This window comes from Streptomyces sp. NBC_00670 (assembly GCF_036226765.1).
Lineage (GTDB): Bacteria > Actinomycetota > Actinomycetes > Streptomycetales > Streptomycetaceae > Streptomyces.
Map to the genome: position 1 here is coordinate 6,149,614 of NZ_CP109017.1, position 15,047 is coordinate 6,164,660.

At 70.5% G+C, this 15,047-nt stretch carries 10 protein-coding genes; 6 read left to right on the forward strand and 4 right to left on the reverse strand.

All coding sequences use genetic code 11. From position 1 onward, the window contains the following. Window positions 1-49 precede the first annotated feature (49 nt). Both OIE12_RS27230 and dnaK read left to right on the forward strand, forming a co-directional pair. Complete coding sequence (locus OIE12_RS27230) at window positions 50-475, forward strand: OsmC family protein (protein ID WP_329139716.1); 426 nt, start codon at window positions 50-52, stop codon at window positions 473-475. Window positions 476-694: 219 nt separating this feature from the next. After that, on the forward strand, window positions 695-2,545 hold the full coding sequence (gene dnaK, locus OIE12_RS27235; RefSeq protein WP_329139719.1) for a molecular chaperone DnaK: 1,851 nt from the start codon (window positions 695-697) through the stop codon (window positions 2,543-2,545). A gap of 188 nt (window positions 2,546-2,733) precedes the next feature. On the opposite strand, the gene OIE12_RS27240 is transcribed toward dnaK, so the two are convergent. Together OIE12_RS27240 and OIE12_RS27245 are read right to left on the reverse strand one after the other, a co-directional pair. Then, window positions 2,734-3,480: a class I SAM-dependent methyltransferase gene (locus OIE12_RS27240; protein ID WP_329139721.1), complete on the reverse strand. Its 747-nt coding sequence runs from the start codon at window positions 3,478-3,480 to the stop codon at window positions 2,734-2,736. Window positions 3,481-3,511: 31 nt separating this feature from the next. Beyond that, on the reverse strand, window positions 3,512-3,817 hold the full coding sequence (locus OIE12_RS27245) for a 4a-hydroxytetrahydrobiopterin dehydratase (RefSeq protein WP_329139723.1): 306 nt from the start codon (window positions 3,815-3,817) through the stop codon (window positions 3,512-3,514). A 173-nt stretch (window positions 3,818-3,990) separates the two neighbouring features. Here OIE12_RS27245 and OIE12_RS27250 point away from each other — a divergent pair, with 173 nt between their 5' ends. The 3 genes from OIE12_RS27250 (at window position 3,991) to OIE12_RS27260 (ending at window position 7,725) form a co-directional block, all read left to right on the forward strand. Continuing rightward, window positions 3,991-4,854, forward strand: a complete 864-nt coding sequence (locus tag OIE12_RS27250; RefSeq protein WP_329139725.1) for a helix-turn-helix domain-containing protein — start codon at window positions 3,991-3,993, stop codon at window positions 4,852-4,854. A gap of 88 nt (window positions 4,855-4,942) precedes the next feature. Further along, window positions 4,943-6,811 (forward strand): rhamnogalacturonan lyase, encoded by a 1,869-nt coding sequence (locus OIE12_RS27255; RefSeq protein ID WP_443053923.1) that lies wholly within the window; start codon window positions 4,943-4,945, stop codon window positions 6,809-6,811. Window positions 6,812-6,996: 185 nt separating this feature from the next. Next, the gene (locus OIE12_RS27260; RefSeq protein WP_329139727.1) at window positions 6,997-7,725 is read left to right on the forward strand and encodes a hypothetical protein; all 729 of its coding nucleotides are present in this window, start codon (window positions 6,997-6,999) and stop codon (window positions 7,723-7,725) included. A gap of 55 nt (window positions 7,726-7,780) precedes the next feature. On the opposite strand, the gene OIE12_RS27265 is transcribed toward OIE12_RS27260, so the two are convergent. After that, the gene (locus OIE12_RS27265) at window positions 7,781-10,126 is read right to left on the reverse strand and encodes a xyloglucanase (protein WP_443053924.1); all 2,346 of its coding nucleotides are present in this window, start codon (window positions 10,124-10,126) and stop codon (window positions 7,781-7,783) included. A gap of 151 nt (window positions 10,127-10,277) precedes the next feature. Then, window positions 10,278-13,217, reverse strand: a complete 2,940-nt coding sequence (locus tag OIE12_RS27270) for a glycoside hydrolase family 48 protein (protein ID WP_329139729.1) — start codon at window positions 13,215-13,217, stop codon at window positions 10,278-10,280. Window positions 13,218-13,506: 289 nt separating this feature from the next. Between OIE12_RS27270 and OIE12_RS27275 the strand changes: the two genes are divergently transcribed. Further along, entirely contained in the window at window positions 13,507-15,003 is a 1,497-nt protein-coding gene (locus tag OIE12_RS27275; protein ID WP_329139731.1) for a cellulose binding domain-containing protein, read from the forward strand. Window positions 15,004-15,047: the final 44 nt, after the last annotated feature.

Here is a 15,047-nt window from a genome sequence, read left to right on the forward strand (position 1 = left end):
TACCCGTGCCGGGAACCGCTTCGCACAACATTCGAAAGAAGGACGCACAGTGGCAACCACGCGCACCGCGCACACCGTCTGGGAAGGCAACCTGCTCGAGGGCAACGGTGTCGTCACCTTCGACTCCTCCGGCATCGGCCAGCAGCCGGTGTCGTGGCCGTCGCGCGCCGAGCAGGCCAACGGCAAGACCAGCCCCGAAGAGCTGATCGCCGCCGCCCACTCGAGCTGCTTCTCCATGGCGCTGTCGCACGGCCTGGCCGGCGCCGGCACCCCGCCCACCAAGATCGAGACGAAGGCCGACGTCACCTTCCAGCCGGGCACGGGCATCACCGGCATCCACCTGACCGTCGAGGGCACCGTCCCCGGCCTGGACGCCGACGCGTTCACCGCCGCCGCCGAGGACGCCAAGAAGAACTGCCCGGTCAGCCAGGCCCTGGCCGGCACCGAGATCACCCTGACCGCGAAGCTCGCCTGACGGTCCGTACACGTACGACGAGCCGCGTCCCCGCACTTCGGGGGGCGCGGCTTTCGTCGTCCCCGGGGTACCCGGAGCCCGGCGGACGTACGGGGGCCGAAAGAGGGGTTGACAACAGCCCGCTCAAGTTTTGTGCTGGAGTGCAGAGCAGTCGGTGGCGTGTGCAGGGCACGTAGGAGAACGGGCAGGGGCGGAATCCGGTCGAGAAGGGGTACGACGATGGCGCGTGCGGTCGGGATCGATCTCGGGACGACGAACTCGGTGGTGGCGGTCCTGGAGGGCGGTGATCCCACGGTCGTCGCCAACGCGGAGGGCGCCAGGACCACCCCCTCGGTCGTCGCCTTCGCCAAGAACGGCGAGGTACTGGTCGGCGAGGTCGCCAAACGGCAGGCCGTGACGAACGTCGAGCGCACCGCGCGCTCCGTCAAGCGGTACATGGGCGACACGGACTGGCGCTTCCCGGAGCAGGGCTCGGTGGACGGCACCCGCTACCGGGCACAGGAACTCTCCGCCCGCGTGCTGCAGAAACTGCGGCGCGACACGGAGGCGTACCTCGGCGAGGACGTCACGGACGCGGTGATCACCGTGCCCGCCTACTTCGACGACGCCCAGCGGCAGGCCACCAAGGAGGCCGGGGAGATCGCCGGCCTGAAGGTGCTGCGCATCATCAACGAGCCGACGGCGGCCGCGCTGGCGTACGGCCTGGACAAGGAGAACGAGCAGACCGTCCTCGTCTTCGACCTCGGCGGCGGCACGTTCGACGTGTCGCTCCTGGAGATGGGCGACGGCGTCATCGAGGTCAAGGCCACCAACGGCGACACGCGTCTGGGCGGCGACGACTGGGACCAGCGGGTCGTGGACCATCTCGTCACACGGTTCAAGGCCCACCACGGCGTCGACCTCGCCGCCGACAAGATGGCCGTCCAGCGGCTGCGCGAGGCCGCCGAGAAGGCCAAGATCGAGCTGTCCAGCTCCTCCGAGACGACCATCAACCTCCCCTACATCACCGCCTCCGCGGCCGGCCCGCTGCACCTGGAGGAGAAGCTCACCCGCGCCCAGTTCCAGGAGCTCACCGCCGACCTCCTGGAGCGCTGCAAGCAGCCCTTCCACCAGGCCGTCAAGGACGCCGGGGTGAAGCTCTCCGCGATCGACCACGTCATCCTCGTCGGCGGCTCGACCCGGATGCCGGCCGTCACCGAACTGGTCAAGGAACTCACCGGCAAGGACCCGCACAAGGGCGTCAACCCCGACGAGGTCGTCGCCGTCGGCGCGGCGCTCCAGGCGGGCGTCATCCGCGGCGACGTCAAGGACGTCCTCCTCCTCGACGTCACCCCGCTGTCCCTGGGCATCGAGACCAAGGGCGGCATCATGACCAAGCTCATCGAGCGCAACACGACCATTCCGACCCGGCGTTCGGAGATCTTCACCACCGCCGCGGACAACCAGCCCTCCGTGGGCATCCAGGTCTACCAGGGCGAACGCGAGATCGCCGCGTACAACAAGAAGCTGGGCGTCTTCGACCTGACCGGACTGCCGCCGTCCCCGCGCGGCATCCCGCAGATCGAGGTCGCCTTCGACATCGACGCGAACGGGATCATGCACGTCTCGGCGAAGGATCTCGCGACCGGGCGCGAGCAGAAGATGACGGTCACCGGCGGCTCCGCCCTGCCGAAGGACGACATCGACCGGATGATGCGGGACGCCGAGCAGTACGCGGAGGACGACCGCCGGCGCCGGGAGGCGGTGGAGACGCGGAACCAGGCGGAACAGCTCGTGTACCAGACGGAGGCCTTCCTGCGGGAGAACGGGGACCGGGTCCCCGGGGACGTGAAGGCGGACGTGGAGTCCGCGGTGGGGGAGCTGAAGGGGTTGCTGTCCGGCGAGCCCGAGGTGGGTGCCCTCCGGGCGGGGGTGGAGAAGGTGGCCCAGGTGAGCCAGCGGCTCGGGCAGGCGATGTATCAGGGGGCGGCCCCCTCCGACTCCGCCTCCGCCTCCGGCGGTTCGGAGGAGGGTGTGGTGGACGCGGAGATCGTTGACGAGGAGGACGGGGGTGGGAAGAACGCGTCATAGCTCGGGGGGTCCGGTTCGTTGGCGGGTGCGGGTGCGTCGTGGCTTGTCGCGCAGTTCCCCGCGCCCCTGAAAAGCAGGGGGCGCCCCCTGCTTTTCAGGGGCGCGGGGCTGTGTCGATGTGCGGCTCCGCCGCGTGGGCGCGAGCAACCACATCCCACCCGCACCCGCCAACGAACCGAACCCCCGGGCTACTGGGCGCCGTCCGGCCTCCGGAACGCCCGTAGGGCGAACCGGGGGGCCGGGCGGGCCCGGTCCTGGTCGGGGAGCGCGGCGAGTTGCGCCGCGAAGGACTCCGCCGCCGCATCCCCCGGCGGCAACGTCACGAACCACCCCCGGCGCAGGTCCGCGAGCGCCCGCCGGGGGCTGCGTCCCTGCCCCCGGAACCCGCCCCGCCCGGCGGGCACCAGCCCGGCCCCGGCGGCGTACGCCGCGACGTCGTCCGCCGCGTCCCGCGGCTCACTGCGCGGCCGGGAGGCCATCACCGCGTCGATGTCGCTGCCCACGTTGTGCGCCGCGGCCTTGTCGACCGTCGTCACCCACACCCCGCCCGGCGCCAGCACCCGCGCGCACTCGGCGGCCATGGCCCGTACCTCGTCCGCGTGCGGGGCGAGGTGCAGCAGCCATATGGTGACGACCGCGTCGAAGCGTCCGTCGGGGAACGGCAGGCGTCGGGTGTCCGCGCGCACCACCGCGCCGGGCAGCCGCGCGGCCGCCCGGCGGGTCATCTCGAAGGAGAGGTCGGCCCCCACCACCCGCGTGCCCGGCCGCGCCGCGGCGAGGCGGCGGGTGACGATGCCCGTGCCGCACGCCGCGTCCAGCAGCGTGCGGCACCCGTCCGGCAGCAGCGCGAGCACGGCCTCGGCGGCGGCCGCCGCACGGGGCTCGCCGCCGCGCAGGTCGTCGTACCGCTCGGCCTCCTGGTCGTAGTCGAGCATCCCGGCCTCCCCCTCGGTGCGCTCGGCAGGGTCAGTGCGCGCCGTGCACGGGCGCGAGGTCCGCCACCCGGCGGGCGAGGTCGAAGTCGAGCGCGGTGACGGCGCCGCCCGCGCTGTGCGTGTGCACGGTCAGCGCCACCGTGTCGTACCCCAGGGTGAGGTCGGAGTGGTGGTTCAACTCCTCCTGGACCTGGGCGATGTGCACGACCATCGCGGTCGCCGCGAAATGGGAGCCGAGGCGGTAGGACCGGGTGAGCCGGCCGTCCGTCAGCGACCAGCCGGGCAGCTCCGCCAGCCGGTGACCGATCTCCTCCTGCGACAACGGCTCGACCGCCATGACCTCGCTCCTCTCCCGGAATTCACAGGTGTACGCCCGCCCTCCGGGACGCCCAAGTACCTCAGAGGACTGGCATTCCGATCGGATGACATGATCTCATGCGGGGAGCGGTGGAGGCGGATTCAGGGAAACGCCACACCGCACGCACACTTCGGCACGTGGGGAGGCGTGGCGTGAGCGAACGGCGGGCCGCGCCCACCGTGGGCCAGGTCGTGCTCGGCCGACGCCTGCAGGAACTGCGCGAGGCGGCCGGACTGCGCCGGGAGGTGGCCGCACAGGTACTGCGGGTCGCCCCGGCCACCGTGCGGCGCATGGAAATGGCCGAGGTGACGCTGAAGATCCCGTACGTCCAGGTGCTGCTCACCACGTACGGCGTCCCCGAGCACGAGGTCGCCGCGTTCGTCGCGCTGGTCGAGGCCGCCAACGAACCCGGCTGGTGGCAGCGGTACCACGACGTGCTGCCCGACTGGTTCAGCATGCACGTCAGCCTGGAGGGCGCGGCACGCGTCATCCGCTCCTACGAGCCGCACTTCGCGCCCGGGCTGCTCCAGACGGAAGGCTACGCGCGGGCCGTGATGGAGGCCGGCACGATCGGGCAGACCAGCCCCCAGGACGTCGAACGGCATGTGTCGCTGCGGATGCACCGGCAGAAGCTGCTGGCCCGCGAGGACGCCCCCCACCTGTGGGTCATCATGGACGAGACGGCACTGCTGCGGCCGGTCAGCATGCGGCCCGAGGTGATGCGGGACCAGCTGGACCGGCTCCTCGAAGCCTGCGAGAACGACCGGATCACGCTCCAGGTCGCCGAGTTCGCGTCCGGCCCGCACCCCGGCACGTACACGTCCTTCACCCTGTTCCGCTTCGCCCAGCCGGAACTGCCCGACATGGTCTACAGCGAGTACCTCACGGGCGCGCTCTACCTGGACAACCGCCAGGAGGTTGCCACCCACCTCGAGGTCCTGGACCACATGTCCGCCCACGCCGCCTCGGCCGCCCGCACGAGGGACGTCCTCAAGGCCTACCGCGAGCGCTACTGAGGCGGCCGGGCCCGCCCACCCCGGCAACCTCCCCCCACCCGGCGGCGACTGACCCACGGAACCCAGCCCCCGCCTCCGGAGGTCCCCCGTGGGAAACGGTCACCCCAGACGAACCCTCTCCTTCGCCCTGGCGGCCACCACCGCCCTCCTCGCCACCGCCCTCACCACCCTCGCCCCCGGCCCCGCCGCGGCCGCCACCACCGCACGCCAGGTCGAGAAGCTCGACCGCGGCCTCGTCAGCGTGCACACCGACAGCGGCAACCTGATCAGCTGGCGCTGGCTCGCCACCGACCCCGACGACGTGTCGTTCAACGTCTACCGGGCCGGCACCAAGGTGAACTCCAGCCCCGTCACCGGCTCCACCGACTACTTCCACTCCGGCGCCCCCGACTCCGCCGACTACACCGTCCGCGCCGTCGTCAACGGCACCGAACAGGGCGACTCCGCGCACGCCATCCAGTTCCGCGGCGGCTACAAGGACGTGCCCATCAGCGCCCCGGCGGGCGGCACCACCCCCGACGGCGTCTCCTACACCTACGAGGCCAACGACGCCTCCGTCGGCGACCTCGACGGCGACGGACAGCTGGAGTTCGTCCTCAAGTGGCAGCCCACCAACGCCAAGGACAACTCCCAGTCCGGCTACACCGGCAACACCGTTGTCGACGGCATCAAGCTCGACGGCACCCGCCTCTGGCGCATCGACCTCGGCAGGAACATCCGCTCCGGCGCGCACTACACCCAGTTCCAGGTGTACGACTACGACGGCGACGGCAAGGCCGAGATCGCCATGAAGACCGCCGACGGCACCAAGGACGGCACCGGCACCGTCCTCGGCAGCTCCTCCGCCGACCACCGCAACTCCAGCGGCTACGTCCTCTCCGGGCCCGAGTACCTGACCATGTTCAACGGGCAGACCGGCAAGGCCATGCAGTCCGTCGACTACGTCCCGGCCCGCGGCACCGTCTCCTCCTGGGGCGACTCCTACGGCAACCGCGTCGACCGCTTCCTCGCCGGCACCGCCTACCTCGACGGGCAGCGCCCGTCCCTGATCATGGCCCGCGGCTACTACACCCGTACCGTCGTCGCCGCCTGGGACTGGCGCAACGGCGCCTTCACCCGCCGCTGGACCTTCGACACCAACTCCTCCACCAACAGCGGCAAGGGCTACGACGGCCAGGGCAACCACCAGCTCTCCGTCGCGGACGTCGACGGCGACGGCAAGGACGAGATCGTGTACGGCGCGATGGCCGTCGACGACAACGGCTACGCGCTGTGGACCACGAAGAACGGTCACGGCGACGCCATGCACGTCGGCGACCTCGACCCCTCCCGCTCCGGCCTGGAGGAGTTCAAGGTGGACGAGGACTCGTCAAAACCGTCGTCGTACATGGCGGACGCGAGGACCGGGCAGGTCATCTGGTCCACCCCCGCGGGCGGCGACAACGGCCGGGGCGTCTGCGGGGACATCTGGTCCGGCAGCGCGGGCGCCGAGTCCTGGTCGTCGTCGGAGAGCGGCATCCGCGACCCCAAGGGCACGGTCGTGGCGAGCCGCAAGCCGTCCAGCACCAACTTCCTGTCCTGGTGGGACGGCGACACCACACGCGAACTGCTGGACGCCACGCACATCGACAAGTACGGCACCTCGTCCGACACCCGGCTGCTGACCGCGTCCGGGGTCCACTCCAACAACGGCACCAAGGCGACGCCGTCGCTGGCCGGGGACATCCTCGGCGACTGGCGCGAGGAGGTCGTCTGGCCGAGCACCAACAACACCGTCCTGCGGATCTACTCCACGCCGTACGAGACGAGCACCCGGATCACCACCCTGCTCCACGACACCCAGTACCGCACGGCGCTGGCCTGGCAGAACACCGCGTACAACCAGCCGCCGCACCCGAGCTTCTTCCTCGGCTCGGGCATGTCGACGGCCCCGCGCCCCTCGGTCTACACCCCCTGACGTCCCCCCCGCAGCACGTTCGGAGGCCGTCCGCACACCGCGGGCGGCCTCCCGCGTTCCCCTCGTGGCCCTCCCGCACCAATGACCCTCTATGAATCGTAAGGGTGATGTACGTCTCGTTTCCGCAACCATGTCCTCCTTACACGAGTCATCCACGTGCACCACAGCCTCACCATGGGGGGACCATGAACCCGCAAAACCCGCAAAACCCGCAGTTCCCGCAGGACCCGCAGCACGCGCAGGACCCGCAGCAGGCGCCGTACCCGCCGCACCCGCAGCCGCCGGTGTACCAGCAGAACCCGCAGCAGCAGGCGCCCTACCCGCCGCAGTACCCGCAGCAGCCCGGCTGGGGCACCCCGCCGCCGATGCCGCAGCCGCCCCGCCGGAACACCGGCAGGATCGTCGGCTTCAGCTGTCTCGGCGTGCTGGCCCTCTTCGTGGTCCTCGGCATCGTCGTCGCCGCGGTGGGCGGCGGGGACGACGACAAGAAGAGCACCGTCTCCAGCGGCCAGGCCAAGGACGACTCCGCGAAGGACGACGCGGCCAAGAGCGGCGACGACGCCAAGAGCGACAAGGGCGACAAGAGCGGCAGCGGCGCCAAGGACGACGACAAGAGCGACGACAAGTCGACCGGCAGCCAGGCCGACCAGTTCAAGGCCTGTGTCGCCAAGAAGGGCACCGCCGGCGAGAAGGACGCCGTCGAGCACGTCACCAAGGTGACCGGCACCGACAAGCGGAACGACATCCTCGACTCGGCCGAGGTCTTCACCGACTTCACCGGCGGCTTCATGAGCGCCAACGCGGGCGACGCCAAGCTGATCACCTCGGCGTTCACCAGCTGCTACGAGTCCGACAACGGGCTCGTCACGGTGTACGGCAAGGACGGCGACATGATCACCAACGGCAACTACTGAGCACACGAGCGGGCGCGTACCGGAATCCCGGCACGCGCCCGCCGTGCCCCTGCCGTCAGCCGGACGGGTCCGCCGTCCGGCCCCGGGCACGCGTGCCGGACGGGTCGCCGTAGATGATTCCCCGGCCGTTGGTCGAGACGTACACGCGCCCGTACACCCGCGGGTCACCGGTGATCGCCGCGCCCGTCCAGCCCCACTGGTGGGCGTCGTCGTTGATCCGGGTCCAGTGCAGACCCCTGTCCGTGGAGCGGAAGATGCCGCGCACCCCGCCGACCCTCGCGCTGGTGTAGAGCGTCTGGTACGACGCACCCGGCGCCGCCCTGCCGAAGCCGATCGTGTCGGCCTGGTCGACGTCCGGCAGCTTCGTCCAGTGCGCCCCGGCGTCCGTGGAGTGCCACAGGCCGTACGCCCCGTCGCTCGCCCCGCCCGCCAGCCACACGTCACCCTTCGTGCCGGGCAGCGCCTTGAAGCGCACGCTGTCCCCGGCGGGCAGCCCGGTCGCGGCCGACGCGGTGAAGGTCGCCCCGCCGTCCGTACTGACGTAGAACCTCCCGGACTCGAAGCCGTAGAAGGTCTTCGGGTCCACCCGGTCGGACTCGACCACCGCACCCGCGGGAATGCCGCTCGACGCCTGCCACGACGTACCGAACCCGGTCGTGTACTGCACACCGGCACCCGCCGGACTCCACACGAACCGGCTGCCGTCCGCACCCGCCGCGACCGTACCGCCGCCGCTCACGCCCGCGGGGTCGGTGCCCGCGAACCAGTGGGCCCCGTCGTCCGTCGAGAACGCCACATGCGGACCCGAGTCCAGATCGCCCACGCGGACCACCGTGTCCGGGTCGGACTCGGCGAAGTCCAGGCTCGTCGTCGACGTGAACGTCGGCGAAGTGTACATCATCGACGGCACCTTCGTCAGGTCCGTGTGCCGGAAGCCGCCGACGTCGCCCAGCGCGCTGAGCAGCCGCGCGTCGCCGGACGGGGGAGCGGCCAGGTCGTTGACCGCCGTCTCCTCCAGGCCGCGCACCATCGGCGTGATCGTGAACCGGCCGCCGCTGTCCCACTTCGTCAGGTCCTCGGTGCCGTAGACCGTGGCGCCCGTGCCGTACATCATCCGGTCCGAGTCGAACGGGTCGATCTCCAGCGACTCCGTCATCCACCCCAGTTTGGGGGTCTGTTCGGGCGGTGAGGGGTGCGCGCCGAAGGTCAGCCAGGGGGTGGCGGACACGTCCATCGTGTAGCGGTTCGCGCGGTCGGGGTAGGACGTGTAGTCCCACGCCCTGGTCCAGGTGCCGCCGCTGTCGGTGGAGCGGAAGATCTGGGTGTCCGGCCACCAGGAGCTGTACGCCGTCGCCATCACCGTGCCCGGATGCTGCCGGTCGACGGTGAGCCCGCTGAAGCCGTAGTAGGTGTCGGCCTCCGCCACCGGGCTGATGTCGGTCCAGGTGCCGCTCGCGGTCGCGTACCGCCACAGCCGCCCCTTGCCGCCGTCGTACGGGCCGCCGGTGTCGCTGTAGGCGAGGTAGAGGTAGCCGTTCTCCGCGTCGAGCACGCCCTTGTGGGCGAGGTAGCCGGTCGGTTGCCCGGCGAGGCGGGTCCAGGTGGCGCCGGCGTCCGTCGAGCGGTAGACCGCGTTGTCCTTGTCGGCGACCCCGACGTAGACCGTCCGCGTCGCGCTGCCCGCCGAGCCCGTCGACTCGTCGAAGGTGACCCAGGTGATGCCCTGGTTGTCGCTCGCGTACCCGGAGGTGTCGGACGGGTCCTGGGCGTAGTTCCCGACATTGGGGAAGTCCTTCACCTGCGACCAGGTGACCCCCGAGTCCGTCGACCGCCACAGCCCGTTGCCGCCGGGCGCGCCGAGGTACAGCACGCTGTCCTTGTGCGGGTCGACCGCGAGCCGTTCGCCCATGCCGCGCCCCGGCATGTTGCCGCCCAGCTTGAACGGCAGCTCGGCCTTCTTCCAGCTCGCGCCCCGGTCGTCGGAGCGCAGCACGGCACCGTTCGTCGGGTCCCAGTCGTTGGTGTACGTGCCGACGGCCGCGTACACCTTGTCGGGGTCGACGGCGTCGGAGGCGAGGCTCACCACCCCCGTGTGCCCCCAGTCGTCCCAGCCGACCGAGTCAAGGAGCGGGGTCCAGGTCTTCGACGACTGCTGCCAGCGGTAGGCGCCGCCGATGTCGGTGCGGGCGTAGGCGAGGTTCTTCTCGGAGCGGTTGAAGACGATGCCGGGGACGAAGCCGCCCCCGTCGACGCGCGCGTTCTTCCAGGCGTACGTGCCGGCGGCACGCGGCGGCGGTGGGTGCGCCGCGGCACCGTCCGCCGCGCGCACGGAGGGGGCGGCCCCGGACAGCAGACCGGCGGTCAGCGCGAGCACCGCCGTGAGGACACGGGTTCTTCGCACGGTGGGAGGTCCCTTCCAGGTGAGCTTCCAGGTGGGGGAGCGAAGGGGGAAACGGACGGCCGGGCGGCCCGCGTGCGCGGAGGGCCGCCCGGCCCGGTGCGGGTCCCGTCCCCAGGCGACGGGACCCCGTACGCGGAACCTCGGACGGGGGCTATTCGAGGAGTTCCGCGTACGAGCCCATCGCGAGCGCGATGTCCGCCTGGGCCCAGAACCGGTGGTACGTGAACACGGGCGCGGCGCCGCCCTCCAGATAGCTCTCGATCTTCGACCACGCCGGGTCGTCCTGGTAGAAGGAGCGGATCGAGGCGAACGTCGACGAGGAGTCGATCGTGTCGCCGTTGGGCATGGTGCCGGTCCAGCCGCTCGGGACGTACACGCTGTCCCCGAAGCGGTTGTAGTCGGCGCGGGTCTCCGGGACGGCGATGCCGAGGTCGTCCTGGTAGTTGTCCCACATGCCGTCGAGCAGCGCCTTCGCCGTCGTCCTCGCCTCCGCGTCACCGGACTTGGCGGCGTAGTACGTCAGCGTCTTGGCGTACGCGGCGGCCACGCCCACGTCGTTGGTGTAGTCGGCGACGGTGACGTGCAGGCCGCTGTTGTCACCGGGGCTGGAGGCGTTCCAGGTGTCCGGCTGCCCGGACCAGTGCAGCGTGGACGGGATCTGGTAGGTGCCGTCCGGGTTGATCGTGGTCTCGGACAGCGCCCAGTCGACCCACTTGTCCAGGACCGTCTTGGCGTCGGCGTCGCCCGTCTGCTGGTAGTACTCGGCGACGCGCTCCATCGACCACGCCTGGAAGCCGAACCACTGGTTGGACGGCGGGTCGTGGTAGACGGGGGCCTCGTCGTAGTACATGCCGTAGAACGTGGACGTGCCGCTCGGCGGGGTGGCGTATCTGCCCTGCCAGCTGTTGGTCGCGCCGCCCGCGATCGCGCCCTCGTCGGACTGCAGCCAGCGGTAGAACTCCAGCTGCCGGTCGAGGGACTTGGACCAGTCGGCCGAGCCGGTGGACGACTTGGGCTTCAGGTCGGCGTAGGAGCTGAGCGCGTACGCGGCCAGCGGGTTCTGGTAGCCGCCGTGGACGTGGCTGGAGCCGATCCGCCAGGCCCAGCCGGCGCTGGTGTCGGTGGCGCCGCCCCAGGCGTAGTACCAGGAGAGCAGATAGGCCGAGGCGTCCTTGCCGGTGCCGGCCGCGCAGGCCGACGGACCGACGCAGTTGCCGATCTTCTTGAAGTACTTGTCGTACATCGCGTAGCGCAGATAGTCGCCCATCTTCGCGGCCTTGCCGACGGTCGCGGAGACGTCGCTGCCCTTGCCCTGCTCCTTGGCCCACACGTCCGCCCAGTACGCTGCCTGCACGGCGCGCGCGTCGGCGTCGGGGGCGTCGGTGTACTTCCACTGCTTGGCGTAGGAGGCGTCACCGGTGAACAGGTCCAGGTAACCGTTCTTGCCGCCGTACTTGAAGGCGTCGCAGGTCGGCTGCGGGACCGTCTCCCAGACCGACTCCTGCGGGCCGCGCTGGAAGGTGTTGAGGTACGACGGCCCCTCCGCGGTGGGCCCGGCCTCGCACTTGCCGGGCGCGTTGCCGTACCCGTAGACGTTGTCGACGTCCTGGATCCAGTGCATCCCGTAGACGTCGTCCGTGCCGTACGCGCTCTTCAGCTCGCCCGCGATCGGGTCCGTGCCCACCGAGACGCCGGTGTCCAGCTCGGCCGGGTACTCGTCCGGGGTGTCGTACTCGGGCGCGTAGGTGGCCGGTTTGGACGCGTTGTAGAACGAGTTGGTCGGCTGGTCGGCGTGCGTGGGGATCATGTACTTCTCCATGATGTCCCAGGCGCCGTTGAACTTGGACCAGTCGCCGGTGACCTTGCCGTACATCGCCTGGAGCCACAGCAGATAGCTGTACGCCTCCGACGTGGTCTCATGACCGTAGTCGGGCGCCTCGACGATCAGCGTCTCCACCGAGTGGTACGGGATGCCCTCGGGGGAGAAGTAGCCGTTGGCCGGGTCGGTGATCTTCCCGTAGAGGTCCAGGAAGCGGGCGTCGTACGCCGTGGAGGCGGAGAGCTCCGTGACGGTCACGGTGGCCTTGGCGTGGCCGGTGGCCGTCGAGGTGAAGGTGGCGGCGCCGGTGCCGGAGTCGTCGGCGCTGACGGTCACCTTCTGCGCGGTGTCCCAGTTCGACGGGGTGAAGGTCAGCGAGGCGCCGCCGGTGACGGTCAGTCCGCTGTTGCCGTCGGTGCGGGCGGTCGTCACGGTCACGTTCGCCGCGGGCTTCGTCGACAGCTTCACCTGGTAGGTGCCCGACTTGCCCTGCTGGACGCCCAGTTGACTGGGTGAGGCGACGATCGCGGGTCCGGAGGCGACGGTGATGCCGACCGGGGTCGACTCCGCCGACGCGCCGAGGCTGTCGTACGCCTTCGCCACCAGCGAGTGACCGCCCACGGAAAGACCGGAGGCCGCGTAGGTGTAGGGCGCGCTGGTGTCGGTGCCGAGCAGCGTGGTGTCGTCGTAGAACTCGATCTTCGAGATCGAGGCCCCGTCGGCCGCGGCGGCCGTGGCCGCGAGCGGGACCGCGTCGCCCTGCGAGTAGACCGCGCCGGCGCTCGGGCTGGTCAGCACGGTCACCGGCGGCTGGTGCGCGCCGGTGCAGCTGGTGCCGTTGACGGCGAAGTCGGTGGGCGCGGCGTTGGTGCCGCTGTAGGTGAACTGCCCGCCCGTGGTGACGGCGGCGCCGGCGGCGACCTTGCCGTTGTAGGAGGCGTTCTTGACGGTGACCGACTGCCCGGACTGCGACCAGGTGCCGTTCCAGCCGTTGCTGAGCTTCTGGTTGCCGGCGTAGGAGTACGTCAGGGTCCAGCCGTCCAGGGCCTCGGAGCCCCGGTTGGTGAGGGTCAGTTCGGCGGTGAAGCCGGAGCCCCAGTCGTTGGTCCTGTAGTCGACGCCGCACTGGACCGAGGCCGCGTGTGCGGTCGTCGATCCCGCCGACAGCAGGGCGAACGGAAGGGCGAGAGCCGCCACGGCGGCGGTCCACAGCCGCCGTGCGGTACGGCGTCTGCGTCTGCGTCCGGCTCTGGGACTGCGTGAGGGTTCCATCGTGCTGGTTCCTCCTTGCGGCTCTGGCAAGTGGGGGGAGGAGCGACAAGCTGTGAACCAGTGGGAGCGCTCCCATAGTGGGGAGAGGGGCCCTCGCGGTCAAGTCGTGTGAAGAGTCGAAAAGAATTCTCTCGGCTTCACCTACGGTGAGGGGCCGGTTTCGCGGAGTTTCGCATGCAACCCCCTTGGCTGTGACCGTGAGTTGGCGTTACCTTCCCCACACCAGTGGGAGCGATTCCATCAGTCGACGCGTCCGTCCCGGACGCGACCGAGCTGCAAGGAGTCGCTCATGCGACACCCCCCGCGTTCAATGCTTTTAGCCGTGGCCGGCGCGGTCGCGCTCCTGGGGAGCGTGACGGTTCCGGTGGTCACGGCGTCGGGCGCCGCCCCCGCCTGCACGGTGGAGTACTCCGTCACCAACCAGTGGGCCGGCGGCTTCCAGGGCTCCGTGAAGATCACCAACAACACGGCGGCGCTCAGCGGCTGGACACTCGGCTTCGACTTCGCCGACGGCCAGAAGATCGACCAGGGCTGGAACGCGAAATGGTCCCAGTCCGGCACACGTGTCACCGCCGCCGGCGAGAGCTACAACGGCTCGCTGCCGTCCGGTGGAAGCGTCAGCGCCGGGTTCCTGGCCTCGTGGTCGGGGAGCAACGCGGTGCCGACGTCGTTCACGCTCAACGGCACGGCCTGCAACGTCGACGGCGGCACGACGGATCCCACCGATCCGCCGACCGACCCCACCGACCCGCCGGACGACGGTGCGGACGGTGTGCCGCCCGCACTGCACGTCTCCGGCAACAGGATCGTCGACGCCGACGGCAAGGACCGGCGGCTGCTCGGCGTGAACCGCTCCGGCGGCGAGTTCATGTGCGTCCAAGGCTATGGCATCTGGGACGGCCCGGTCGACGACGACGCCCTCCAGGCGATCGCCGACTGGGACGCCAACACCGTCCGCATCCCGCTCAACGAGGAGTGCTGGCTGGGCCTTTCGAACGTCAAGGCCGAGTACGGCGGCGCCAACTACATCAACGCGGTCAAGGATCTGGTCGCCCGCGTCGAGGCGCACGGCATGAACCCGGTCGTCGAACTGCACTGGACCTACGGCGAGTACACCGGCAACTCGGCGGGCTGCACCGACGTGCACGCCACCTGCCAGAAACCGATGCCGGACGCCCAGTACACGCCGTCGTTCTGGTCGTCGGTGGCCGACACCTTCAAGGACGACCGGGCCGTCGCGTTCGACCTGTTCAACGAGCCCTACCCGGACCGCGCGACCGCCACGACCGCCCAGGCGTGGCAGTGCTGGCGGGACGGCGGCACCTGCCCCGGCATCGGCTACGAGGTGGCCGGCATGCAGGACCTGGTCGACGCGGTGCGCGACACCGGCGCCGAGAACCTGATTCTCGTCGGCGGGCTCGCGTACTCCAACGACCTGAGCCAGTGGCTCACGTACGAGCCGGACGACCCGGCCGGCAATCTCGCCGCCGCCTACCACGTCTACAACTTCAACACCTGCGCGAACGAGAGCTGCTGGAACTCCACGCTCGCCCCGGTCGCGGCCGAGGTGCCGCTGGTGGCCGGGGAGATCGGCGAGAACACCTGCGCGCACTCCTTCACGGACCAGGTCATGAAGTGGTTCGACGACCGGGACCTGTCCTATCTGGGCTGGACCTGGAACACCTGGGACTGCTCCTCCGGTCCCTCCCTGATCTCCGACTACGACGGCACACCCACGTCGTACGGAGCCGGGCTGCGCGACCATCTGCGCGCCCTGAACGGATGACCCCGCACGGCACCACGCGGACCGAACCGGGACAACACCCGACA

Bases quoted from the DNA above. Each gene is read 5' to 3' on its own strand.
- OIE12_RS27275 (WP_329139731.1), top strand. From the start codon at position 13,507: ATGCGACACCCCCCGCGTTCAATGCTTTTAGCCGTGGCCGGCGCGGTC.
- OIE12_RS27245 (WP_329139723.1), bottom strand. From the start codon at position 3,817: ATGGCGGTCGAGCCGTTGTCGCAGGAGGAGATCGGTCACCGGCTGGCG.
- dnaK (WP_329139719.1), top strand. From the start codon at position 695: ATGGCGCGTGCGGTCGGGATCGATCTCGGGACGACGAACTCGGTGGTG.
- OIE12_RS27270 (WP_329139729.1), bottom strand. From the start codon at position 13,217: ATGGAACCCTCACGCAGTCCCAGAGCCGGACGCAGACGCAGACGCCGT.
- OIE12_RS27240 (WP_329139721.1), bottom strand. From the start codon at position 3,480: ATGCTCGACTACGACCAGGAGGCCGAGCGGTACGACGACCTGCGCGGC.
- OIE12_RS27260 (WP_329139727.1), top strand. From the start codon at position 6,997: ATGAACCCGCAAAACCCGCAAAACCCGCAGTTCCCGCAGGACCCGCAG.